17 protein-coding genes and 1 pseudogene are annotated in these 21,091 nt (G+C 72.9%); 12 read left to right on the forward strand and 6 right to left on the reverse strand.

Annotated features, from left to right (window positions below):
• Positions 1-50: 50 nt before the first annotated feature.
• Positions 51-653, forward strand: a complete 603-nt coding sequence (locus ACZ6Z8_RS16265) for a PadR family transcriptional regulator (RefSeq protein ID WP_465610183.1) — start codon at positions 51-53, stop codon at positions 651-653.
• A gap of 175 nt (positions 654-828) precedes the next feature.
• The gene (locus tag ACZ6Z8_RS16270; protein ID WP_465610185.1) at positions 829-2,529 is read left to right on the forward strand and encodes an acyl-CoA dehydrogenase family protein; all 1,701 of its coding nucleotides are present in this window, start codon (positions 829-831) and stop codon (positions 2,527-2,529) included.
• A 116-nt stretch (positions 2,530-2,645) separates the two neighbouring features.
• Here ACZ6Z8_RS16270 and ACZ6Z8_RS16275 read toward each other — a convergent pair whose 3' ends face one another.
• Complete coding sequence (locus tag ACZ6Z8_RS16275; RefSeq protein ID WP_465610187.1) at positions 2,646-3,341, reverse strand: response regulator; 696 nt, start codon at positions 3,339-3,341, stop codon at positions 2,646-2,648.
• A 344-nt stretch (positions 3,342-3,685) separates the two neighbouring features.
• Between ACZ6Z8_RS16275 and ACZ6Z8_RS16280 the strand changes: the two genes are divergently transcribed.
• Positions 3,686-5,782, forward strand: coding sequence for a sensor histidine kinase (locus ACZ6Z8_RS16280; protein WP_465610189.1), 2,097 nt, complete (start codon positions 3,686-3,688; stop codon positions 5,780-5,782).
• A gap of 166 nt (positions 5,783-5,948) precedes the next feature.
• Here ACZ6Z8_RS16280 and ACZ6Z8_RS16285 read toward each other — a convergent pair whose 3' ends face one another.
• From ACZ6Z8_RS16285 to ACZ6Z8_RS16295, 3 genes are all read right to left on the reverse strand, one after another.
• Entirely contained in the window at positions 5,949-6,155 is a 207-nt protein-coding gene (locus tag ACZ6Z8_RS16285) for a hypothetical protein (RefSeq protein ID WP_465610191.1), read from the reverse strand.
• A gap of 57 nt (positions 6,156-6,212) precedes the next feature.
• The gene (locus ACZ6Z8_RS16290; protein ID WP_465610193.1) at positions 6,213-6,875 is read right to left on the reverse strand and encodes a hypothetical protein; all 663 of its coding nucleotides are present in this window, start codon (positions 6,873-6,875) and stop codon (positions 6,213-6,215) included.
• A gap of 120 nt (positions 6,876-6,995) precedes the next feature.
• Positions 6,996-7,793 carry a hypothetical protein gene (locus ACZ6Z8_RS16295; protein ID WP_465610195.1) on the reverse strand — a complete coding sequence of 266 codons (798 nt, stop codon included), beginning with the start codon at positions 7,791-7,793 and terminating at the stop codon, positions 6,996-6,998.
• A gap of 352 nt (positions 7,794-8,145) precedes the next feature.
• On the opposite strand from ACZ6Z8_RS16295, the gene ACZ6Z8_RS16300 reads away from it, so the two are divergent.
• The 5 genes from ACZ6Z8_RS16300 to fahA all read left to right on the forward strand — a co-directional run bounded on the left by ACZ6Z8_RS16300 (position 8,146) and on the right by fahA (position 14,489).
• Positions 8,146-9,516, forward strand: coding sequence for a phosphoribosyltransferase family protein (locus tag ACZ6Z8_RS16300; protein WP_465610197.1), 1,371 nt, complete (start codon positions 8,146-8,148; stop codon positions 9,514-9,516).
• A 270-nt stretch (positions 9,517-9,786) separates the two neighbouring features.
• Positions 9,787-11,001, forward strand: a complete 1,215-nt coding sequence (gene hppD / locus ACZ6Z8_RS16305) for a 4-hydroxyphenylpyruvate dioxygenase (protein WP_402815571.1) — start codon at positions 9,787-9,789, stop codon at positions 10,999-11,001.
• A 169-nt stretch (positions 11,002-11,170) separates the two neighbouring features.
• Positions 11,171-12,373 carry a cupin domain-containing protein gene (locus ACZ6Z8_RS16310; RefSeq protein WP_465610199.1) on the forward strand — a complete coding sequence of 401 codons (1,203 nt, stop codon included), beginning with the start codon at positions 11,171-11,173 and terminating at the stop codon, positions 12,371-12,373.
• Positions 12,370-13,272, forward strand: a complete 903-nt coding sequence (locus ACZ6Z8_RS16315) for a hypothetical protein (RefSeq protein ID WP_465610201.1) — start codon at positions 12,370-12,372, stop codon at positions 13,270-13,272. Before ACZ6Z8_RS16310 ends, ACZ6Z8_RS16315 begins: the two co-directional genes overlap by 4 nt.
• Complete coding sequence (gene fahA / locus ACZ6Z8_RS16320) at positions 13,269-14,489, forward strand: fumarylacetoacetase (protein ID WP_465610203.1); 1,221 nt, start codon at positions 13,269-13,271, stop codon at positions 14,487-14,489. Before ACZ6Z8_RS16315 ends, fahA begins: the two co-directional genes overlap by 4 nt.
• A gap of 133 nt (positions 14,490-14,622) precedes the next feature.
• Here the strand turns inward: fahA and ACZ6Z8_RS16325 are convergent, their stop codons facing one another.
• Entirely contained in the window at positions 14,623-15,396 is a 774-nt protein-coding gene (locus tag ACZ6Z8_RS16325; RefSeq protein WP_465610205.1) for an SDR family oxidoreductase, read from the reverse strand.
• A gap of 110 nt (positions 15,397-15,506) precedes the next feature.
• Here ACZ6Z8_RS16325 and ACZ6Z8_RS16330 point away from each other — a divergent pair, with 110 nt between their 5' ends.
• The 4 genes and pseudogenes from ACZ6Z8_RS16330 (at position 15,507) to ACZ6Z8_RS16345 (ending at position 18,972) form a co-directional block, all read left to right on the forward strand.
• Positions 15,507-16,175, forward strand: a complete 669-nt coding sequence (locus ACZ6Z8_RS16330; RefSeq protein WP_465610207.1) for a TetR/AcrR family transcriptional regulator — start codon at positions 15,507-15,509, stop codon at positions 16,173-16,175.
• A gap of 199 nt (positions 16,176-16,374) precedes the next feature.
• On the forward strand, positions 16,375-17,433 hold the full coding sequence (locus tag ACZ6Z8_RS16335) for an enoyl-CoA hydratase/isomerase family protein (RefSeq protein WP_465610209.1): 1,059 nt from the start codon (positions 16,375-16,377) through the stop codon (positions 17,431-17,433).
• Positions 17,434-17,509: 76 nt separating this feature from the next.
• Positions 17,510-17,833: pseudogene (locus ACZ6Z8_RS16340) on the forward strand (pyruvate dehydrogenase (acetyl-transferring), homodimeric type); the annotation flags it as partial.
• A 353-nt stretch (positions 17,834-18,186) separates the two neighbouring features.
• On the forward strand, positions 18,187-18,972 hold the full coding sequence (locus tag ACZ6Z8_RS16345; protein WP_402815578.1) for an enoyl-CoA hydratase: 786 nt from the start codon (positions 18,187-18,189) through the stop codon (positions 18,970-18,972).
• Positions 18,973-19,118: 146 nt separating this feature from the next.
• On the opposite strand, the gene ACZ6Z8_RS16350 is transcribed toward ACZ6Z8_RS16345, so the two are convergent.
• Complete coding sequence (locus ACZ6Z8_RS16350) at positions 19,119-21,041, reverse strand: NAD-binding protein (protein ID WP_465610211.1); 1,923 nt, start codon at positions 21,039-21,041, stop codon at positions 19,119-19,121.
• Positions 21,042-21,091 lie beyond the last annotated feature (50 nt).

Raw genomic sequence — 21,091 nt, forward strand, 5'->3', positions numbered from 1 at the left:
ACTCCCGATGGACGTTGCCTATGCAACTCGTTGCATAGCAGGATGCGGGCATGGCACTGGAGCACGCGATCCTCGTCTCGCTGCTGGAGCAGCCCGGTTCCGGGTACGAACTGGCCCGGCGCTTCGACCGTTCCATCGGACGCTTCTGGACCGCCACCCACCAGCAGATCTACCGGGTGCTGCGGCGGATGGAGGCGGACGGCTGGGTCGCTGCCGAGGAGGTCACGCAGGACGGCCGCCCGGACAAGAAGGTGTACTCGGCGGCCGGACCCGGGCGGGCCGCGCTGGCCGACTGGCTGCGTGAACCGGTCGAGCCGGAGACCGTCCGGCACGAGCTCGCGGTCAAGATCCGGGCCGCCGCCTTCGACGACCCGGCCGCGCTGACCGTGCTGATCTCCGAGGTGGAACGGCACCGCGAGAGCCATGCCGCCCTGCTCGCCCGCTACCTGCACGGCGAGCAACGGGACTTCCCCGACCTCGACGCGCTGGACGTCCAGCAGGAGCTGCAGCACGTGGTGCTGCGCGGCGGCATCGAGTTCGAGCGGATGAACCTCGCGTGGCTGGACGACGTGCTCACCACCCTGCGCCGACTCGCGGACGGGCGGGGGCGGGCAACCGGAGACGGCGAACAGAAACCGGCTGACAGAGTCTGAAATCTGTTATCTGAAATCTGTCCGCTGAAATCTGTTCGCTGAAGTCTGTCTTCTGTTCGCTGAACCCCGTCCTCGGCCGCGCCCGCTTCGCCGTGCCTTCACGCCTCGGCACGCTCGAACTCGAACCCGCACTCCTCCTCGATCTTCTCGAAACCCTCGACCCCAGGGAGCCCTGATGCTCTTCAACCCGCGCACCTACGACCCCGCGCAGTTCGACGAGCCGACCCGGCGGCTGCTGCGCGCGACCGTCGACTGGTTCGAGTCCCGCGGCAAGAAGGCGCTCATCGACACCTACATCGACCGTGCCTGGTACGCCGACTTCCTCGAATTCGCCGCGCAGGAGGGCCTGTTCGCCGAGTTCCTGACCCCGTCCGCGGCCGACCCGGACAAGCGCTGGGACACCGCGCGGATCGCCGAGCTGAACGAGATCCTCGGCTTCTACGGCCTCGGCTACTGGTACACCTGGCAGGTCACCATCCTGGGCCTCGGCCCGGTCTGGCAGAGCGAGAACGAGGCCGTCCGGGCCCGCACCGCCAAGCTCCTCGCCGAGGGCCACGTGATGGCCTTCGGTCTGTCCGAGCGCACCCACGGCGCCGACATCTACTCCACCGACATGATCCTCACCCCGGACGGCGAGGGCGGCTTCACCGCGACCGGCTCCAAGTACTACATCGGCAACGGCAACGTGGCCGGTCTGGTCTCGGTCTTCGGCCGCCGCTCGGACGTCGAGGGCCCCGAGGGCTACGTCTTCTTCGCCGCCGACAGCCGCCACGAGGCGTACCACCTGGTCAAGAACGTGGTGAACGCCCAGATGTACGTCAGCGAGTTCCGCCTGGAGGACTACCCGGTCCGGGCCGAGGACGTGCTGCACACCGGCCAGGCCGCCTTCGACGCCGCGCTGAACACCGTCAACGTCGGCAAGTTCAACCTCTGCACCGCCTCGGTCGGCATCTGCGAGCACGCGATGTACGAGGCCGTCACGCACGCCCACAACCGGGTGCTGTACGGCCGCAAGGTCACCGACTTCCCGCACGTGCGGCGGGAGTTGACCGACGCCTACGCCCGCCTGGTCGCGATGAAGCTGTTCAGCGCGCGGGCCGTCGACTACTTCCGCACCGCCTCCGCCGAGGACCGCCGCTACCTGCTCTTCAACCCGATGACCAAGATGAAGGTCACCACCGAGGGCGAGAAGGTCATCGACCTTATGTGGGACGTCATCGCGGCCAAGGGCTTCGAGGCGGACACCTACTTCGACAAGGCCGCCAAGGACATCCGCGGCCTGCCGAAGCTGGAGGGCACCGTCCACGTCAACCTGGCGCTGATCCTCAAGTTCATGGCCAACTACCTGTTCGCGCCCGCCGACTACGCTCCGGTGCCGACCCGGCTGGACGCCACCGACGACGTCTTCCTGTTCCAGCAGGGGCCGGCCCGCGGTCTCGGTGCGATCCGCTTCCACGACTGGCGCACCGCCTACGACAAGCACGCCCACCTGGCCAACGTCGCCCGCTTCCGCGAACAGGCCGATGGCTTCTGCGAGTTGCTGCTCAAGCACGCGCCGAGCAAGGAGCAGCAGGCGGACCTGGACTTCCTGCTGGAGATCGGCCAGCTGTTCGCGCTGATCGTCTACGGCCAGCTCGTGCTGGAGCAGGCCGAGCTGACCGGTCTGGACGCGGACGTCCTGGACCAGATCTTCGACGCGTTGGTCCGCGACTTCTCCGCGCACGCGACCGAGCTGCACGGCAAGGCCTCCACCACCGAGGAGCAGGCCGCCTGGGCGCTGGCGAACGTGCGCCGCCCGGTGGTCGACGCCGAGCGCGCCGCGAAGGTGTGGGCCCGGGTCGAGGCGCTCTCGGGCGCGTACGAGATGCAGCCGTAGGTCCGGTAGGGCCTGCAAGACCCCGGGGGTGCCGGTCGGCGGACCGGCACCCCCGGACCACTTCCCCGGACCGCGCCCACGCCCCTGCGGCCCCCGGGGCCGGGAACCGGGCCCGCTCAGCCGTCGCCGAGGCCCATGTCGCGGGCCCGGGCGACGGCCTCGGCGCGGGTCGCCACGTGCAGCTTCTCGAAGATGTGGGTGACGTGGTTGCGGACGGTCTTCTCCGCGACCACCAGCTCCCGGGCGATCCTCCGGTTGTCGTGGCCGCGCGCGACCAGATCCAGCACCTCGGCCTCGCGGGCGGTGAGGTCGGGGAAGAGCTGCCCCGCCTCGCGCATCTTGGCCCCGGCCAGCAGCGCGGTGATCCGCCCGGCCACCTCACCTCCGAACACCGCGCCGCCCGCGGCGACCGTACGCACCGCGTGCAGCACCTCCTCCCGCCCCGCGCCCTTGACCAGGTAGCCGCGGGCGCCCGCCTGGAGGGCGGCGAGCAGGTTGCCGTCGTCGTCCGACATGGTCAGCATCAGCACCGGCGGGGGCTGCTCCTGGGCGGAGAGCCGGCGCACGGCCTCCAGCCCGGAGCCGTCGGGCAGGGAGAGGTCCATGATCACCACATTGGGGCGGTGCCGGGCGACCGCCTCCGGCACGTCGGCGACCCGTTCGGCCTCGGCCACCACGGAGACGCCCTCGGCGCTCTCCAGCGCCGCCTTGAGCCCCTCACGGAAGAGGGGGTGGTCGTCGACGATCAGTACCCGCACGGGCGCCGCCCCGCCTGCCGGATCCGAAGGTGAGACCAGCTGCTGTTCATCCACCCGGCCGACACTAGCAGCGAGGGGGACGTGACTCTCCGTGACATGCCCGGGGGTCGTCCGCACGGCGGGGCCGTACACGAAGCGCCGACGGGGTCGGCGGGCCCGGGGCCGCCCCGGCGTCCCGCGCGAGATGCGTGACCACTGCCTCAGGCGCCCGGGACACCGGGCCGCCCACACTGGGATCGAACGCCGGAAGCCGGACGCCGGAGGCCGGACACCGGGGACCGGACGCCGGGGAACCGGGCACCGGGGCCCGAGCACCGGGGCCCGAGCACCGGGGGCGAGGCGCCGGCGGTCCACAGCGCGGCCGGCGGAACACCCGCCGCCCAGATCGAGGTGGTGCCATGATCACGGTGACGTCTCCCCCGCGCCGCACCTGGGCCGAGCGCCAACTGACCGCCGCCGCGCTCGCCACCGCGGTCTGCTTCGTCGCCGCGACCCTGTGGATCTGCTACGTCCTCGTCCACCTGGGCGAACCCGGCGCGTCCCATCCACGCGACCAACTCGCCATCCTGGTCTATGCCTTGCCCACCGCTGCCGCGGGCATGCTGCTGCACGCGCACCGCCCGGGCAGCCCGCTCGGCTGGGTGATGCTCCTGTACGCGCTCACCGACGTCCTGCCCAGCGCGGTGGAGGCGCCGATCTGGGTCGAGGTGAGCGACCCGGGCATCGTCGGCGCCGCACTGGCCTTCGACGTACTGTTGAGCGCGGTCAACGTGTCGCTGATCTACGTGCTGCCGCTCTGGCTGCCGCTCGGACGCCTGACGACCCGTCACTGGTGGTGGTACATCGGGGCGGTGTCGCTGTGGGTGACGGCCGAGGTGGCGCAGGAACTCGCCGAGCCGACGGCCTTCGGACGGCCCAATCCGTTGGCCGCCGGCGGGCCGGCGCACTTCCTCCGGGCCGTCGACGGCGGCCTGGGCGGCCACGACCTGCTGATCAGCGAGTGCCTGCTCGGACTGGTCACGCTGGTCCTGCTGTCGCGCCTGCTGCGGTCGACCGATCCGGCCGGTGGCGCGGGCGGCAACCGTCGGCACCGACTGCGGGTGGCGGCGATGCTCGGCGCGTACCTGCTCTGGGTCGGACTGCAGGACTTCTACATGCGCAACCGCGCCGAGCACTACTGGCTCAGCTACTGGCCGTTCGCCGCGGCGGGGGTGGTCTGGGCGGTCGCGATCGGCTTCCTGGTCATCCGGGACCACGGCTGGCGGCTCGACCGGGCCGCCCGCAACGTCCTGATCGGACTGCTGCTGGGCACCGGGGTCACCGGGCTGTTCGTGGTGGCCGCGGCCGTCCTGTCCGGCTGGCTGCTGCCGGGGCGCGGCGGTGCGGCCCTGGTGCTGATCGCCCTGGTGTACGCGCTCGGGGCCACCCTGCCCCGGGCGGCCCAGCGGGTCGTCGCCGTGGTGGACCGGCTGTACTACGGCGAACGCGCGCAGCCGTACCAGGTGCTGCGGATCCTCGCCGAGCGGGTGCGGCAGGTCGTCGACCCGGAGCAACTGCCGGTGGCGTTGTGCGCGACCGTCGCCGAGGAGCTCAAGCTGCCCGGGGTCACCCTGACCGTCACCACCCGGGCCGGGCGGCGCACCCTGGCCACCGCGGGACGGCTGGACGGCCGCAGCCAGGGCTTCGCGCTGGTCCACAACGGGCTGCCGATCGGCGAGTTGACCGTCGGGCTGCGGGCGGGCGAGGAGCGGCTGGCGGCCACCGACGTCGACATCCTGCGCTCGCTCGCCGACCAGGCCTCGCCGGCCGTCGCGTCGCTGCAGCTCCAGGAGGACCTGCTGGCCAGCCGGGAACAGATCATCGCCGCCCGGGAGGAGGAGCGGCGGTGGCTGCGACGGGACATCCACGACGGGCTCGGACCGGCGCTGGCCGGGCTGCGGCTCCAGGTGGACAACGCGGCCTCGGCGGCGGACGGCGGGCTCGCGGACCCGCTCCGCACGGTGTCCGAGGGCCTCGGAATGGCCATCCAGGAGGTCCGCCGGATCACCGACCGGCTCGGCCCGGCACCGCTTCGCGAACTCGGACTGGCCCGGGCCGTCCGGCAGCTGGCGGACAACTTCAGCGCGGCGGGGCTGAGCGTGACGGCGGAGGTCTCGCCGGAGCCGCTGCCGGAGCTGGCGGCGGCCGTGGAGGTCGCGGCGTACCGGATCACGGCAGAGGCGCTCAACAACGTGCTGCGGCACGCCCGGGCCCGGACCGCTCGGGTGACGCTGCGGGTGGACGACGAGGCGCTGACGCTGACCGTGCGGGACGACGGCGTGGGGTACCGGGGGGTGGAGCCCGACGACGGGCAGGAGGGCGGCGGGGTGGGCCTGCGGTCGATGGCCGACCGGGCGGCGGAGATCGGCGGCCGCTGCACCGTCGAGCCGCTGTCGCGGGACCGGGGGACACAGGTGCTGGCGGTGCTGCCGCGCTCGGCCGCGGCGGACCGGTAGGAATGCCTGCGGACGCCCTCGCGGACACCGCTCGTTCCGCTCAGCCCCTGCCGGAGCGGGCCGTCACGGAACAGACCGCAACCCCCGGCGCCGGGGCGTCAGGGGTTGATCGGATCGATGGTCGGGCTGGGGGCTTCCGTTCACGGGTGCGGTCGGAGGTGGTGACTCACCGGCCGGGCCCGCACCCGAAGGCGCAGAACGGCTTCACTCCGCCACCGGAGGGCGACGTCGACCCGTCGCCGGACTCCGGCGTGGCGGCGGAGGCGGAGGAGGTGGAGAACGAGCAGGCGTTGCGCAGTGCCAGGGCCGCCGCGATCGCGCCCGTCAGCGCTCCGGCAGCGCAGATCGCCTTGGTCGCGGTGTTCATAGCCATGAGGTGGTACTCCTGATTCTTCCGAGCGGCCGATCCGATCGACCGACCGCTCTGTACTCAACTGTGCGGACCGGCGTGCCCCGAGTGCATGGGCTCCAGGTCCCGTTCAGGTCCCGGAAGCGCGCCGACCCGGCCGCGCAGGACGGTCACCGGGCCGGACGGGCCGGCCCGCAGGCGGTACCGTTCGCCCGCCCGGAGGTACACCAAGTCACCGGGGAACAGCGGCACTTCGCCGCCTTCGGCGTCCAGGTGGGCGCCGGTGCCGGAGAGCGGCAGCAGGAAGGTGTCCGCCGCGGCCTCGGTGGACGGCTCGCAGGTCCCGCCGGGGGCGAGGACGACGGTCTCCACGGTGATCCGCCGCGCGGGCCCGGCCGCCGGGCGTGAACCGGTGCGCTGCACAGGGAGTTTGGCGGGCGGCAGGACGGGGCGGACAGTGAGCACGGCGGTCGGCGCGCCGCGCAGGGCGGTGAGCCGGTGGCTGCTGCCGGGCGGGTGGTGCAGCACCTCGCCCGGGGAGAGGATCCGACCGCCCGCGGACAGTCGGCCGGCGAGCACCACGGTGGCCGACTCGACGGACTCGCAGGGAAGTTGATCGACCCGGACACCGGGCGGCAGGGTCTCGACGGTCAGCCCGGCACGGACGGACGGCCGCTGTTCGGGGTCGATCACCCGCCGAAAGGCGGGCGCGGTGCGCGGGACGGCGACGGGCACGAGGATCACGGCTGACTCCTGGGGATTTCGACGGGGGCGAGGACAGGGGACGCGGCGGGGGCAGGGCGCGGCGGGGGCTGGGGCAAGGGTGGGGGCTGGGGCAAGGGCGGGGCAGGGGGGCGTTGGCGGTCAGGGACGGTCGCAGCGTTCGGCGCGGCGCCGGGCGAGGGCCGCCCTGGTGCCGGCGCGGTGGCGGGGCACGGCCAGGGCGAGGCAGAGCAGTTCCGCGCCGAGCGGACCGGCCTCCAGGTGCAGGGTGCGGCCCCGGCGGGCCAGCAGCAGGTCGCCGTCCGAGGCCAAATGGTCCGGCTCGTCCGGGTGTTGACCGATGGCGGCGGCGCCGCGCAGCACGTGCAGAGCGGTCTCGGCGTCGGGCCGACCGGGCAGCACGTGGTGGGCGCCGGGGCTCAGCCGCAGCTGGTCGAAGGCCTCGCAGGCACTGGTGCTCATGGCGCGGCGGGCCAGCGAGCGGATCCGCACCCGCGCGCCGTCGCGGCCGAGCAGGACCATGGCGGAGCCGGTGTCGGTGGTGACGACCAGCTGGGCGGGTTCGGCGACTCCGGCCTCCTCGGGGGAGAGCTCGACGGCCGGGACGGCCAGGACGGCGTGGAAGTACTCCAGCCCGGCCGTCCCGGCGGTCAGGACGGTCCGGGAGCCGAGCGGCAGCACGACGGCGGTGCCCTCGATCAGCGGCAGGCCGGCAACGGCCCGCTCGGGGTGGTCCGGGTGCACGACGTCCTCGGGCAGTGCGCCGAGGCCGGAGCCCGCGGTGACGTACAGCGCGTGCTCGGCGCCCTCGGCGGTGACCTCGGCGCTGTGCCCCGGTTCGAGCCACTGCAGGCCGACGGCGCGCAGCGGGCCCGCGAGCAGGCGGCCGGGGTCGACGGCGCCGCGGCGGCGCAGGTCGGTGATGACGGTGCCCGGCATGGCGGACGCTCCTTCGGTGGTGGGCGGGCTCGGCGGGCCGCCTCTGTGAACCACCGTCCGCCGCCCGCCGTCCCGGCCACACGGGGGTGTCGTCCCGTCCCGCTCCCGGCCGAGCGGCGGCCGCGTCCCGTTCCGGCGCGCGAGTGCCCGGGACCGACCCGGGACCGACCCGCCGGGCGCCCGGGACCCGTCCGACCGGCGCCGGGACCCACCGGCCGGGCCACCCGGGACCCGCCCGACCGACGGCCCGGGACCCCACCGGCGAGCGCCCGGGACGCCTCCGGCGGGCGCCGCAACGCCCCCCGTACCGACCCGCCACGACCGGCGTACGGTGGAACTGGGAGGCCGTGTCATGCACGTCACCGGAACCCATTTCACCGACCGCACCGAGGCGGGCCACCGGCTGGCCGCCCGACTCGCCCAGCTCGCCGGCCCCGACACCGTGGTCGTCGCCCTGCCCCGCGGCGGGGTGCCGGTGGCCGCCGAGGTGGCGACGGCCCTCGACGCGCCGTTGGACATCTGCGTGATCCGCAAGCTCGGTGTGCCGTACCAGCCCGAGCTGGCCATGGGCGCGATCGGCGAGGACGGCGTCCGGGTGCTGAACGAGCAGGTCCTGCGGCTCGCCGGGGTCGACGACGAGCAGCTGGCGCAGGTGGAGCGGCGCGAGCGCACCGAGCTGGCGCGCCGGGCCCGCCGCTACCGGGGCGACCGTCCGGCCTTCGACCTGCGCGGGCGCACGGTGATCGTGGTGGACGACGGCATCGCCACCGGCTCCACGGCCAGGGCGGCCTGCCGGATCGTCCGGGCGCGCGGCGCGGCCCGGGTGGTGCTCGCCGTGCCGGTGGCGCCCCGGGACTGGACGGACCGGCTGACCGAGGTCGCCGACGAGCTGGTCTGCGTCGACACGCCGTCCCCGTTCTTCGCGATCGGCGAGTTCTACGCCGACTTCTCGCAGACCGGCGACGAAGAGGTGCTGCGACTGCTGGCCGAGGCCCGGAGCCGGGAGGGGCACGGGGGCGCAGGGCCCGGGGGCGGAGCACCCGGGGACCCGCCGGAGGACGTCGACCGCGAGCTGCTGCTGTCCGTCGCCGGGGTCCGCCTGGCGGGCCGGCTGACCGTGCCGGCCGGGGCGCGCGGGGTCGTGGTGTTCGCGCACGGCAGCGGCAGCGGCCGGCACAGCCCGCGCAACCGGCACGTCGCCCGGTACCTGAACGGGGTGGGGCTGGGCACTCTGCTGTTCGACCTGCTCACCGAGGCGGAGGAGCCGGACCGGCGCAAGGTGTTCGACGTCGGACTGCTCGGCTCCCGGCTGACCGCCGTTGCGCGGGAACTGGAGCGCACCGACGGGGCGCGCGGTCTGCCGCTCGGTCTCTTCGGTGCCAGCACCGGCGCGGCCGCCGCGCTGCACACCGCCGCCGAGCTGGGCCCGGCGGTGCGCGCCGTGGTCTCCCGGGGCGGGCGCCCGGACCTCGCCGGGCCCGACGTCCTGGGCCGGGTGGACGCCCCGACGCTGCTCGTGGTCGGTGCCCTGGACACCACCGTGCTCGACCTCAACCGGCAGGCGCGGGCCCGGCTGCGGGGCAGGAGCAAGCTGGCGGTGGTGCCGCACGCGAGCCACCTCTTCGAGGAGCCGGGCACCCTCGACCAGGCCGCTGAGCTGGCCGGGGACTGGTTCCTGCGCCACCTCCCGCCCACCGACGGCCCGCGGGCCGACGGCCGCTAGTCACCGGTTGCGCAGATTTCGTGCGAGCACCGTCCCGGGGCAGCGCATATTGTGCAGCCCGGGCTGGGAATTCCTGATCAGCTTGTACACATTGAGCAGTGAAAAATCGACCTGTTGCCCAACCCTCACGACAGGAGCAAGCTCTCCGCAACCGCACCGCCCACCCGTTCGCCGTGCGGCAGCGATCCACGCGATCCGACCGGAAGCCCCAAAGCCCCGCGGAAACCCCCGGAAGCCTCAACGCCGAGGCCCTGAGTGGAGGAACGAGCGATGACCACGCAGTCCCACGCCCTTGAGCTGACCCCCGAGGAGCGCGAGGCCGGCCTCGACGCCGACCAGCTGCGCCGCCTCGTCGGACTCGTCGAGCACGACCAGGCCTCCGACCCGTTCCCGGTCACCGCCCAGGACGCGGTCGTGTTCGTGGTCGGCAACGCCACCCAGACGGCCCAGTTCTACCAGGTCGTGTTCGGCATGGAGCTGGTCGCCTACTCCGGCCCGGAGACCGGCCGCCGCGACCGCAAGTCCTACGTGCTGCGCTCCGGCTCCTGCCGCTTCGTGATCAAGGGCGGCGTCCAGCCGGACAGCCCGCTGCTGGACCACCACCGCCGCCACGGCGACGGCGTGGTCGACCTGGCCCTGGAGGTCCCGGACGTCGACAAGTGCATCGAGCACGCCCGTGCCAGCGGCGCCACCGTCCTGGAGGAGCCGAACGACGTCACGGACGAGAACGGCACCGTGCGCCGCGCGGCCATCGCCACCTACGGCGAGACCCGCCACACCCTGATCGACCGCTCCCGCTACAGCGGCCCGTACCTGCCGGGCTACGTCGTCGCCAAGAGCACCGTCACCCACCCGGAGGGCTCGCCCAAGCGCCTGTTCCAGGCCCTGGACCACGCCGTGGGCAACGTCGAGCTGGGCCGGATGGACGAGTGGGTCCAGTTCTACAACCGGGTCATGGGCTTCGTGAACATGGCCGAGTTCGTCGGCGACGACATCGCCACCGAGTACTCCGCCCTGATGTCCAAGGTCGTCGCCAGCGGCAACCACCGGGTGAAGTTCCCGCTCAACGAGCCGGCCATCGCCAAGAAGAAGTCCCAGATCGACGAGTACCTGGAGTTCTACACCGGCCCCGGCTGCCAGCACATGGCGCTCGCCACCAACGACATCCTCACCACCGTGGACGTGCTGCGCTCCCGCGGCGTGGAGTTCCTCAACACCCCGGACGCCTACTACGACGACCCGGAGCTGCGCGAGCGCATCGGCAAGGTGCGGGTGCCGATCGAGGAGCTGAAGAAGCGCGGCATCCTGGTCGACCGCGACGAGGACGGCTACCTGCTGCAGATCTTCACCAAGCCGATCGGCGACCGTCCGACCGTCTTCTACGAGTTCATCGAGCGGCACGGTTCGCTGGGCTTCGGCAAGGGCAACTTCAAGGCGCTTTTCGAGTCCATCGAGCGCGAGCAGGACCGTCGCGGCAACCTGTAACGTCGGAAAGCCCTGACGGCGGTCGGGACACCCTGACGGACGGTCGACCAGCGGACGGCCGACTCACGGTCGACCAGCGGACGGCCGACTCACGGTCGACTCGCGGACGGCCGACTCACGGTCGACTCGCGGACGGCCGGCTCACGGACGGTCGAGGAGGAGCACGGAGATGGCGTACTACCGACAGCTGGGCAACATCCCGCCCAAGCGGCACACCCAGCACCGCACACCCGAAGGCGGGCTGTACTACGAGGAGTTGATGGGCGAGGAGGGGTTCTCCTCCGACTCGTCGCTGCTCTACCACCGGGGCATCCCCTCGGCGGTGGTCGACGCGGCCCCCTGGGAGCTGCCCGACCAGTCCACGGTGCCCAACCATCCCCTGCTCCCCCGCCACCTCAAGCTGCACGAGCTGTTCGCGGACCAGGAGTGGAAGTCCGCGGACGTCGTCGGCAGCCGGCGCCTGGTCCTCGGCAACGGCGACGTGCGGATCTCGTACGTCGCCGCCGGGGCCCCCAGCGAGCTCTACCGCAACGGGCTCGGCGACGAGTGCGTGTACGTGGAGTCCGGCTCGGGCACGGTCGAGACGGTCTTCGGCTCGATCGAGGTCGGCCAGGGCGACTACGTGATCATCCCGCGCGCCACCACCCACCGCTGGGTGCCCTCCGGGGACGAGCCGCTGCGCGCCTACTGCATCGAGGCGAACAGCCACATCACCCCGGTCAAGCGGTACCTGTCCAAGTACGGACAGCTGCTGGAGCACGCGCCGTACTGCGAGCGGGACTTCCGCGGACCGGTCGGGCCGCTCGTGGTCGACACCCCCGGGGACGTCGACGTACTGGTCAAGCACCGTGGCCCCGGCGGGGTTTCGGGCACCCGCTACACCGTGCCGCACCACCCGTTCGACGTGGTCGGCTGGGACGGCTGCCTCTACCCGTACGCCTTCAACATCCGGGACTTCGAGCCGATCACCGGGCGGATCCACCAGCCGCCGCCGGCCCACCAGGTGTTCGAGGGCAACGGCTTCGTGATCTGCAACTTCGTTCCCCGCAAGGTGGATTACCACCCGCTGTCCGTCCCGGTGCCGTACTACCACGCCAACGTGGACAGCGACGAGGTCATGTTCTACTGCGGCGGCGACTACGCGGCCCGCAAGGGCTCCGGCATCGGCCAGGGCTCCATCTCGCTGCATCCGGGCGGGCACACCCATGGGCCGCAGCCGGGCGCGTACGAGCGCAGCATCGGCGTGGACTTCTTCGACGAGCTGGCGGTCATGGTGGACACCTTCCGCCCGCTGGAGCTCGGCGAGGGCGGACGGGCGAGCGAGGACTCCAACTACGCCTGGACGTGGGCGGGTCGGGGGCCGGGGCGATGAGTTCCGGCACTCCCGCGTTCCCCTCCTCGGGTCCCTCCGGGGGCTCCTCCGAGGGGGCCTTCACCGTCCCGGAGCTGTTCCGGGGGCTCTTCGACGACGCGGCGGTGTTCCCGCCGGGGAACCTGCCGGTCGTCGAGGCGGTGCCCGCGCACCGCGCCCACCGTACGGCCTGGTACGCCGACGCGGTCGGCCCGTTCCTCTGCGGGGCGGGCCGGTTGGGCGAACTGGCCGCGGCGGTGGAGGGCACCGGGCCGCTCAGGGTCGGGCTCGTGCTGCCGGGGGGCAGCGCCGAGCTCGGGCCGGCGCTCGCCGCCGCCGCGCCCTTCGAGCTCGCCGGGGTCGAACTGGCCACCCGGGACGCCGCCGAGGCGGTCGCCGAGCTGGACCGGCTGCTGCCCCCGGACATCCCCGCCGCCGTCGAACTCCCGCGCGAACTCCTGCGCGGGGACGGACTGGACGAGACGCTGGACGTCCTGGTCGACAGCGCCTACCGGGCGAAGTTCCGCACCGGCGGGCTCGTCGCGGAGGCGTTCCCGGATGAGGACGAGCTGGCCGCCTTCCTCACCGGCTGCGCCCGGCGCGGCCTGCCGTACAAGTGCACGGCCGGGCTGCACAACGCCGTCCGGCACACCGATCCGGAGACCGGCTTCGAGCACCACGGCTTCCTCAACGTGCTGCTGGCCGCCCAGGAGACCGACCGCGCCACGGCCGCCGAAGTACTGGCCGAGCGCGACGGCGAGGTGCTGGCCAAGGCCGTCCGCGCCCTGAGCGGGCACCAGGTTACGGTGATCCGCAACTCGTTCACCGCGTTCGGCACCTGCAGCGTCGCCGAACCCCTGGACGACCTGGCCGCGCTCGGCCTGCTGTCGCCCAGTCCACTTGTCCAGGAGGACCGTTGAGCACCCCCCGCAGCTGGCTCACCAGCGCCCAGGACTCGCCGTTCGGCGTGCACAACCTGCCGTACGGCGTCTTCACCGCGGCCGACCGGCCCGGGCAGCGCCGGATCGGTGTGCGCATCGGGGACTTCGTGCTGGACGCCGGGGCGGCCGCCCGCGCGGCCGGCGCGCCGTCCGTGCTGCTGGACGCGGACTCGCTCAACCCGCTGATGGCCGCCGGGCGTTCGGTCTGGACGCAGGTGCGGGCCGACCTCACCACCTGGCTGACGGACGAGTCCTTCCGCGAGCCGCTGTCGCCGGCGCTGCTGCCGGCCGGCGAAGTCGAGCTGCACCTGCCGTTCGAGGTCGCGGACTACGTCGACTTCTACGCCTCCGAGCACCACGCCACCAACCTGGGCCGGATCTTCCGCCCGGGATCGGAGCCGCTCACCCCCAACTGGAAGCACCTGCCGATCGGTTACCACGGCCGGGCGGGCACGGTCGTGGTGTCCGGCACCCCGGTGGTGCGTCCGCACGGACAGCGCAAGGCGCCCGCCGACGCCGCACCGAGCTTCGGGCCGTCGCGTCGGCTGGACATCGAGGCCGAGGTCGGCTTCGTCGTCGGCACGCCGTCCGAGCTGGGCCGGCCGGTCACGCTGAACGACTTCCGCGAGCACGTGTTCGGCGTCTGCCTGGTCAACGACTGGTCGGCGCGCGACATCCAGGCCTGGGAGTACGTGCCGCTCGGGCCGTTCCTGGGCAAATCCTTCGCGACCTCGGTCTCGCCGTGGGTCGTGCCGCTGGACGCCCTGCAGCACGCCCGGGTCACCCCGCCGCGGCGCGACGTCGAACCGCTGCCATACCTGGACGACCGCGGCGGCGAGCCGTGGGGCCTGGACCTGGCGATGGAGGTCCGGCTGAACGGGCACCTCGTCTCGCGCCCCCCGTTCGCCGGGATGTACTGGACGGCGCAGCAGCAGCTGACCCACATGACCGTCAACGGCGCCTCGCTGCGCACCGGCGACCTGTTCGCCTCGGGTACGGTCAGCGGGCCGGAGCCGGACACCCGCGGCGCGCTGATCGAGCTGACCTGGAACGGCGAGGAGCCGCTCAAGCTTCCGGACGGGACGACCCGGACCTTCCTGGAGGACGGCGACGAGGTCGTCATCACGGCGACGGCCCCGGGGCCGGACGGCGCGGTGATCGGGTTCGGCGAGGTCTCGGGGCGGGTGTGGGGCTGACGGGACCGAGTCGTCGCTGGGCGCCGGCTGTCGGCGGGCGGCTGACAAGTAACAACTGACGGATGACAGCTGACAGATTTCATCATCTGAAATCTGTCAGCTGTTATTCGTTTTCCCACCGCCGCCCTCGCGCCTACAGCCCCGCGCCGCCCGTGGCGTCGATGACCCGCCCGGTGACCCAGCGCGCGTCGTCCGAGGCGAGGAAGGCCACGATGTCGGCGATGTCCTCCGGCCGCCCCACGCGGCCGAGCGCGGCGAGCGACGCCGCGTACGCCTCCGCCTCCGGGTTGCCGCGCAGCCAGCCCGCGTTGACGTCGGTGTCCACCACGCCCGGCGCGACCGAGTTGGCCGTGATCCCGCGCGGGCCGAGCTGCTTGGCGAGGTTGAGCGTGAAGGTGTCCAGCGCGCCCTTGGTGGCGCCGTAGGCGATGATCTCCGGCATCGCGAGCCGGGCGGCGCCGCTGGAGATGTTGATGATCCGCCCGCCGTCCCGCAGCCGCTCCAATCCGTGCTGCACGACGAAGAACGGCGCCCTGACGTTCACCGCGAACACCTCGTCGAAGTCCGCCTCGGTCAGCGTCGCGAGGTCCGGACTGCGGCCGATCCCCGCGTTGTTCACGATGATGTCGACCCCGCCGCCGTCCGCGTGCGCCCCAACTGCCGCGTCGAAGGCAGCCCACAGCGCAGCCGCGTCACCGTGCCGTCCGAGCTCGGCGCGCAGCGCGAAGGCCCGCCCGCCGTCGGCCCGGATCCCCTCGACCACCTCGCGCGCCGCCGCCTCGTTCCGGGCGTAGCCGACCGCGACGGCGACCCCCTCCCGCCCGAGCCGGCGGGCGATCGCCCGGCCGATGCCCCTGCTGCCGCCGGTGACCAGCGCCACCTTGCCGCGAAGCCCGTACGTGCCCATGACGGAGCCCCCTCCTCTTGGGCCGAGGTTCGCCTCGGCCAATTATTGAGCGATCGATCAAGAAAGAACGTAGCACACACTTCTTGAGTGACTGCTCTAAAATCCACCCCATGACGGACGTGACCGAAGCCGCAACCCCCGAGAGCAACGCGACCCCCGAGAGCAGGACGGCCGACCCCGCCCCCCGCCCCAGGCGCGGGCGCCCGCCGGCGTTCGACCGGGACGAGGCGCTGGCGGCCGCCACCGGGCTGTTCTGGGAGCGCGGCTACGAGGCCACCTCCGTGGCCGACCTCACCATCGCCATGGGCATCCGCCCGGGCAGCCTCTACGCCGCCTTCGGCGACAAGCGCACGCTCTTCGAGGAGGTGGTCCGCCGCTACGGCCACTCCCCCGTCGGCGCCTTCGTCGGCGTCGCACTGGCCGAGGAGGCGAGTGCCCGCGCGGCCTTCGCCCGGATCCTGCGCGAGGCCGCCGCCATCTACCCCGACCCGTCCCACCCGGCCGGCTGTCTGGTGATCACCGCCGCCACCAACGTCACCCCGCAGGACGCCGGGGTCCAGGCCCACCTGCGCGAACTGCGCAACCGCAACCGGCAGGTGTTCGCGGACCGGCTGCGCACCGCCCAGCAGGAGGGTGAACTGCCGCCCGGCGCCGATCCGGAAGCGCTGGCCGGATTCCTCGCCACGGTCATCCAGGGCATGTCCCAGCAGGCCCGCGACGGCGCCACCACCGAGGACCTGACCCGCGTCGCCGACCTCGCCCTGCGCGCCTGGCCGTGACGACCGCGCCGCCGCGCACCCGGGCCGGCCGCGCCACCCGCCCGCGCCGGCCGGCCGACCAACCGCACCACCCGACCGACCGCCCACCGCCCCGAGCGCGGGACCGCGATCACACCGGTCCGGCGATCACGGCCACCCACGCGCCCCGGTACGGTGGACAGCGGAAGGCGAGATCACCGAGGGGACGGGAGCGGTTCCGATGGGCGCAGAGGTGGCGGAGGTCCGGACGGTCCTGGACGGAGACGGCGACGGCGGTCTCGGACGGATCGTGCTGAACCGCCCGCGGGCGCTCAACTCGCTCACCCACGGCATGATCACCACCATCCGCGCCACCCTGGACGACTGGATCGCCGACGACCGGGTTCGAGCCGTCGTGCTGACCGGCGCCGGTGAACGCGGACTGTGCGCGGGCGCGGACCTGCGCGCGATGCACGACGAGGTCAGGGCCGGCGGAGCCGGCACCCGCGCCTTCTTCCGCGACGAGTACCGGCTCAACGCCCTGATCGCCCGCTACCCGAAGCCCTTCGTGGCGCTGATGGACGGCATCACCATGGGCGGCGGCATCGGGCTGTCCGCCCACAGCGCGCTGCGGGTCGTCACCGAGCGTTCCATGATCGCGATGCCCGAGACCCGGATCGGCCTCGTCCCGGACGTCGGCGGCAGTCGCCTGCTCGCCCGCGCCCCGGGCGAGTTGGGCACCCACCTCGGCCTGACGTCCGCCTCCATGGGCCCCGGTGACGCCCTGCTGTGCGGCTTCGCGGACCACTTCGTCCCGTCCGCGCGCCTCCCTGAACTGCTCGACGCCCTCGCCCGCAGCACCGACCCGGCCGCGACCGTCGCCGCCCACGCCGAGCCCGCGCCGCCCGCCGGACTCGCCGGACAGCGCGACTGGATCGACGCCTGCTACGCGGCCGACACCGTGGAGGAGATCGTCGAGCGGTTGCTCAACTCCGGTGTGCCGGAGGCGAAGGAGTCCGCCGAACTGGTGCTCGGGAACTCCCCCACCGCCGTCAAGGTCACCCTGGCCGCACTGCGCCGGGCCCGTACGCTGAGCTCGCTGGAGGCCGTGCTCGACCAGGAGTACCGGATCTCCTGCGCCGCGCTGGACGGCCCCGACCTGGTCGAGGGCATCCGCGCCCAGGTGATCGACAAGGACCGCAACCCGCAGTGGTCGCCGCGTACGCTGAGCGGCGTGACGGAGGCCGACGTCGCGCGCTTCTTCGCCCTGCGCGAGGGCGACGAGCTGGGTCTGGCCTGACCGGGCCCGGGCCGATCCCGCCGATCACGAGCGGCGCCCGGCAGCCGAGTTGAACGTCAGCCAGGCGCCGGTACGCGAGGCGCTGTCCTTCGGCATGGAGTCGCTCTGCCCGAGCGCCGGGGCCTACTCCCCGCTCGGGCAGACCTACGAAGCGGTCGACCGAGACCGACTCCTGCACTACAGGGAGTCGGTGAGTGGCCAGATCCTCAACGAAGGCATCACCGGAGCCGGTTCGACAGCCTCGCCGACCGCCGCCGCCACCCCCTGTGCGCCCCACGGCGAGCCGGTCATCCCCTTCTGCACCTTCTACTCGGTGTCCGGCCGGCAGCGCACCCCCGACCAGATGCGGGCACCGGCCGACCAGTTGGGCCGCGGATTCCTGATCGGTGCCACCGCCGGGGTGGCCGTCGGCGTGTTGCAGGCCCGCACCGGTCCTGGACGGAGCTGACCGTCGGCACATTCGTCGCCTTGGCCCGCCGGGGCGAGGTCACGGCCGAGACCGTACGGCTGGCGGCGGAGCGCCACGGCGTCCGGCTCTGAGCTCTCCGCTGCTCTCGGGTGACCGGTGCGGCGGTGACCGACCAGCCGAGTGACCGACCAGCCGGTGACCGGCCGGGAGCCGGCTGGTGACCGGTGTCTCGCATGTCAAGACTGGCGCGAGGCGGGGCGCGTCGTAGATCGTTGGGTGGTCAGGGCGCGCCCGCGCGGCGCCGAGCAGTGGAATGGCCGAGCAGCGGATTGGAAGTAACGGCGATGACCGAGACCGAGACCTACGAGACGATCCTGGTCGAGCGCAAGGGCCGGGTCGGGCTGATCACGCTCAATCGGCCCAAGGCGCTCAACGCGCTGAACACCCAGCTGATGAACGAGGTGGTGGCGGCCGCCACCGCCTTCGACCGGGACCCGGAGATCGGCTGTCTGGTGATCACCGGCTCGGAGAAGGCTTTCGCGGCCGGAGCCGACATCAAGGAGATGCAGGACAACCGGTTCCCGGACGTCTACCTGGACGACTGGCTGGGCCCGTGGGACCGCATCGGTGCGCTGCGCAAGCCGGTCGTCGCGGCGGTGGCCGGGTTCGCGCTGGGCGGCGGCTGCGAGCTGGCGATGATGTGCGACATCCTGCTGGCCGCGGACACCGCGAAGTTCGGGCAGCCGGAGATCAAGCTCGGCGTGCTGCCGGGCATCGGCGGCTCGCAGCGGCTGACCCGGGCGATCGGCAAGGCGAAGGCGATGGACCTGTGCCTGACCGGCCGGATGATGGACGCCGAGGAGGCCGAGCGGGCCGGTCTGGTCGCCCGGATCGTCCCGGCCGACCAGCTGCTGACCGAGGCGCTGGCCACCGCCGAGACCGTCGCCGCGATGTCCACCCCGGCGGCGATCATGCTCAAGGAGAGCGTCAACCGCTCCTTCGAGACCACGCTGGCCGAGGGCGTCCGCTTCGAGCGCCGGCTGTTCCACTCGGTGTTCGCGACGGCGGACCAGAAGGAGGGCATGGCGGCGTTCGCCGAGAAGCGGGCGGCGAAGTTCGAGAACCGCTGACGGGCGGGGGATGACAACTGACAGCTGACAGCTGACGGATTTCAGATGATGAAATCTGTCAGCTGTTATCTGTCGGCTGTCATCCGGCCGCTGTCATCTGTCACCCGTCGGCCGTTCCGCGCGCCGCCTCCACCCCCGCTCTCCCGTCAGCTCTCCTCCACCAACACCGTGTTCAGCCGGGCCAGCCCGCTGCGGGTGGCGGCGACCACGATTCGGTCGCCCGGGGCCAGCCGCCGGGTGCGGTCCGCGAAGCCCCACTGCAGGTGGCTGCTGCGGGCGAAGCGGGCGGCGATCACCCGGACGCCGCCCGGGTCCTCCAGGTCGTGCCGGTCCAGGCCGATGAGTCCGCTGCCGTCCTCCACTGTCAGCTCGGCGATCAGCAGCACGTGCCGGAACACCGACAGCGTGCCGCGCACCTCGCTGCCCATCAGGGCGGCAGCGAAGGCGGGCGCGGCCAGGTAGGAGACCGAGCGGGAAGCCGCGTTGTCCAGCGTCCGGTAGAAGTGGCCGGCGAAGTCGTCGTCGAACAGCCGGACCACCACCCGGACGTCGGGGTTGCCGTGGCGGGCCTCCAGTGCCGCCTCCAGGTTGGTGGCGTCGTCGCCGCTGAGCGCGATCACCGCCCGGCTGTGCTTCAGCCGGGCCCGGCGCAGCTGGTCCTCGAACGGCCCGTCGCCCAGCACGACGGGGATGCCGAGTGCCCGGACGGCAGCGATGCCGCGGGCCTGGGGGTCGCGCTCCACGCAGACCACCGGTACCCCCATCTCGTGCAGCTGGGTGGCGACCCGGGTGCCGACGTTGCCCAGTCCGACCACGATCACGTGGTCCCGGGTTCCCGCGCTCGGGTTGCGCGGCAGGCCGCGCCGCCCGGAGCCGAGCACCTCGACCGCGATGGCGGTGGCGACCGGTGCGAAGGTGATCCCGCAGATGGTGATCACCACCTGGGCGACTCGTTGCCAGACCCCGCCCGTGCCGGTCCCGGCGGCGATGTCGGCCTGCTGGTCGGGCTGGGCGGCGCCGGCCAGGTCGAGCAGGGAGATGTAGACGGTCCAGCCGAAGTCCCGGTTGAGGTACCAGAGCACGGCGAAGGCCATCAGCACCGCGGCGAGCGCGATGAGCAGCACCACCCGCAGTCGGGCGCTGGTGAGGAAGCGCATGGTGTCGAGAACCCGCCAGCGCAGCCGCCGTACCCAGCTGATCGGTTCCCGGGGCTCCATCCGCAGCGCCTGCAGTGCCGCGACCCCGCCTGGCGCCGCCTCGGCCTCGGCCTCGGGCTCGGGCTCGGGCTCGGGTTCGGGGTCGGGCTCGGGCTCGGGCTCAGCAGCCGACTCGGTCTCCGGCTCGGCAGCGGGCTCGGATTCGGCAGCAGGCGCGGGCTCCGGCGCCGGTGCGCGGCGCAGCCCGCCCGGCCGGACCGGTCCGTCGTCGCCGAACTCCCGGGCGAGCCGGACGAACTGGGCCGAATCGCCCTCCTGTTCCGGGAGCAAGCGGATCTTGCTGAGGTCCTGCCGGTCGATGTGGTCGGCGACCACGCAGATCCGGTCCGCGGTGATGGCGTCGTCGAACGCGATGTGCAGGTAGCGGCCGTCGATCTCGACCGAGTTGGGCCGGCCCAGCGCGGCGGCGGCGAAGGCCGGGGCGGCGGTGGCGGAGCCGGAGAGCGCGGCGCCGTTCCTGAGCAGCCGTTCGATGTTCTCGCCCAGGCGCTGGTTGAACATCCGGAACACGATCCGGATGTCCGGGTTGTGGCCCTGGGCGCTGAGCGCGGCGTGGATGTTGTCCTGGTCGCTGCCCTCGACCAGGGCGAGGCCGCGGGCGGTGTCGATGGACACCGCCCGCAACGCCTCCTCGGTGAGGTTCGGGTACTCGACCACGGCCGCGACGCCCGTGATCTGCTCGATCTGTGGCGCGTGGTCGCGGGTGCGGTCGGCGACCAGGACGACGACCGGGACTTCGTAGTGCTCGACGAGTTCCAGGACCAGCCGGTGGGCCAGTGCGTTGCCCCCGCAGACCACGTAGTGCTGGCTGATCGGCTCGACCGGAGGGGTCCCCCACCCTTCAGAAGTCATACCGCCGGATGGTATCGACGACAGGTGGCCGGAGGATGTCGTTCCGGCAG

The organism is Kitasatospora sp. NPDC101108, from assembly GCF_055584725.1.

What these genes read in the sequence shown, in the direction of transcription:
- ACZ6Z8_RS16265 (WP_465610183.1), top strand. Translation starts at nt 51, where the DNA reads ATGGCACTGGAGCACGCGATCCTCGTCTCGCTGCTGGAGCAGCCCGGT.
- ACZ6Z8_RS16270 (WP_465610185.1), top strand. Translation starts at nt 829, where the DNA reads ATGCTCTTCAACCCGCGCACCTACGACCCCGCGCAGTTCGACGAGCCG.
- ACZ6Z8_RS16280 (WP_465610189.1), top strand. Translation starts at nt 3,686, where the DNA reads ATGATCACGGTGACGTCTCCCCCGCGCCGCACCTGGGCCGAGCGCCAA.
- ACZ6Z8_RS16285 (WP_465610191.1), bottom strand. Translation starts at nt 6,155, where the DNA reads ATGGCTATGAACACCGCGACCAAGGCGATCTGCGCTGCCGGAGCGCTG.
- ACZ6Z8_RS16295 (WP_465610195.1), bottom strand. Translation starts at nt 7,793, where the DNA reads ATGCCGGGCACCGTCATCACCGACCTGCGCCGCCGCGGCGCCGTCGAC.
- ACZ6Z8_RS16300 (WP_465610197.1), top strand. Translation starts at nt 8,146, where the DNA reads ATGCACGTCACCGGAACCCATTTCACCGACCGCACCGAGGCGGGCCAC.
- hppD (WP_402815571.1), top strand. Translation starts at nt 9,787, where the DNA reads ATGACCACGCAGTCCCACGCCCTTGAGCTGACCCCCGAGGAGCGCGAG.
- ACZ6Z8_RS16310 (WP_465610199.1), top strand. Translation starts at nt 11,171, where the DNA reads ATGGCGTACTACCGACAGCTGGGCAACATCCCGCCCAAGCGGCACACC.
- ACZ6Z8_RS16315 (WP_465610201.1), top strand. Translation starts at nt 12,370, where the DNA reads ATGAGTTCCGGCACTCCCGCGTTCCCCTCCTCGGGTCCCTCCGGGGGC.
- ACZ6Z8_RS16325 (WP_465610205.1), bottom strand. Translation starts at nt 15,396, where the DNA reads ATGGGCACGTACGGGCTTCGCGGCAAGGTGGCGCTGGTCACCGGCGGC.
- ACZ6Z8_RS16330 (WP_465610207.1), top strand. Translation starts at nt 15,507, where the DNA reads ATGACGGACGTGACCGAAGCCGCAACCCCCGAGAGCAACGCGACCCCC.
- ACZ6Z8_RS16335 (WP_465610209.1), top strand. Translation starts at nt 16,375, where the DNA reads ATGGGCGCAGAGGTGGCGGAGGTCCGGACGGTCCTGGACGGAGACGGC.
- ACZ6Z8_RS16345 (WP_402815578.1), top strand. Translation starts at nt 18,187, where the DNA reads ATGACCGAGACCGAGACCTACGAGACGATCCTGGTCGAGCGCAAGGGC.
- ACZ6Z8_RS16350 (WP_465610211.1), bottom strand. Translation starts at nt 21,041, where the DNA reads ATGACTTCTGAAGGGTGGGGGACCCCTCCGGTCGAGCCGATCAGCCAG.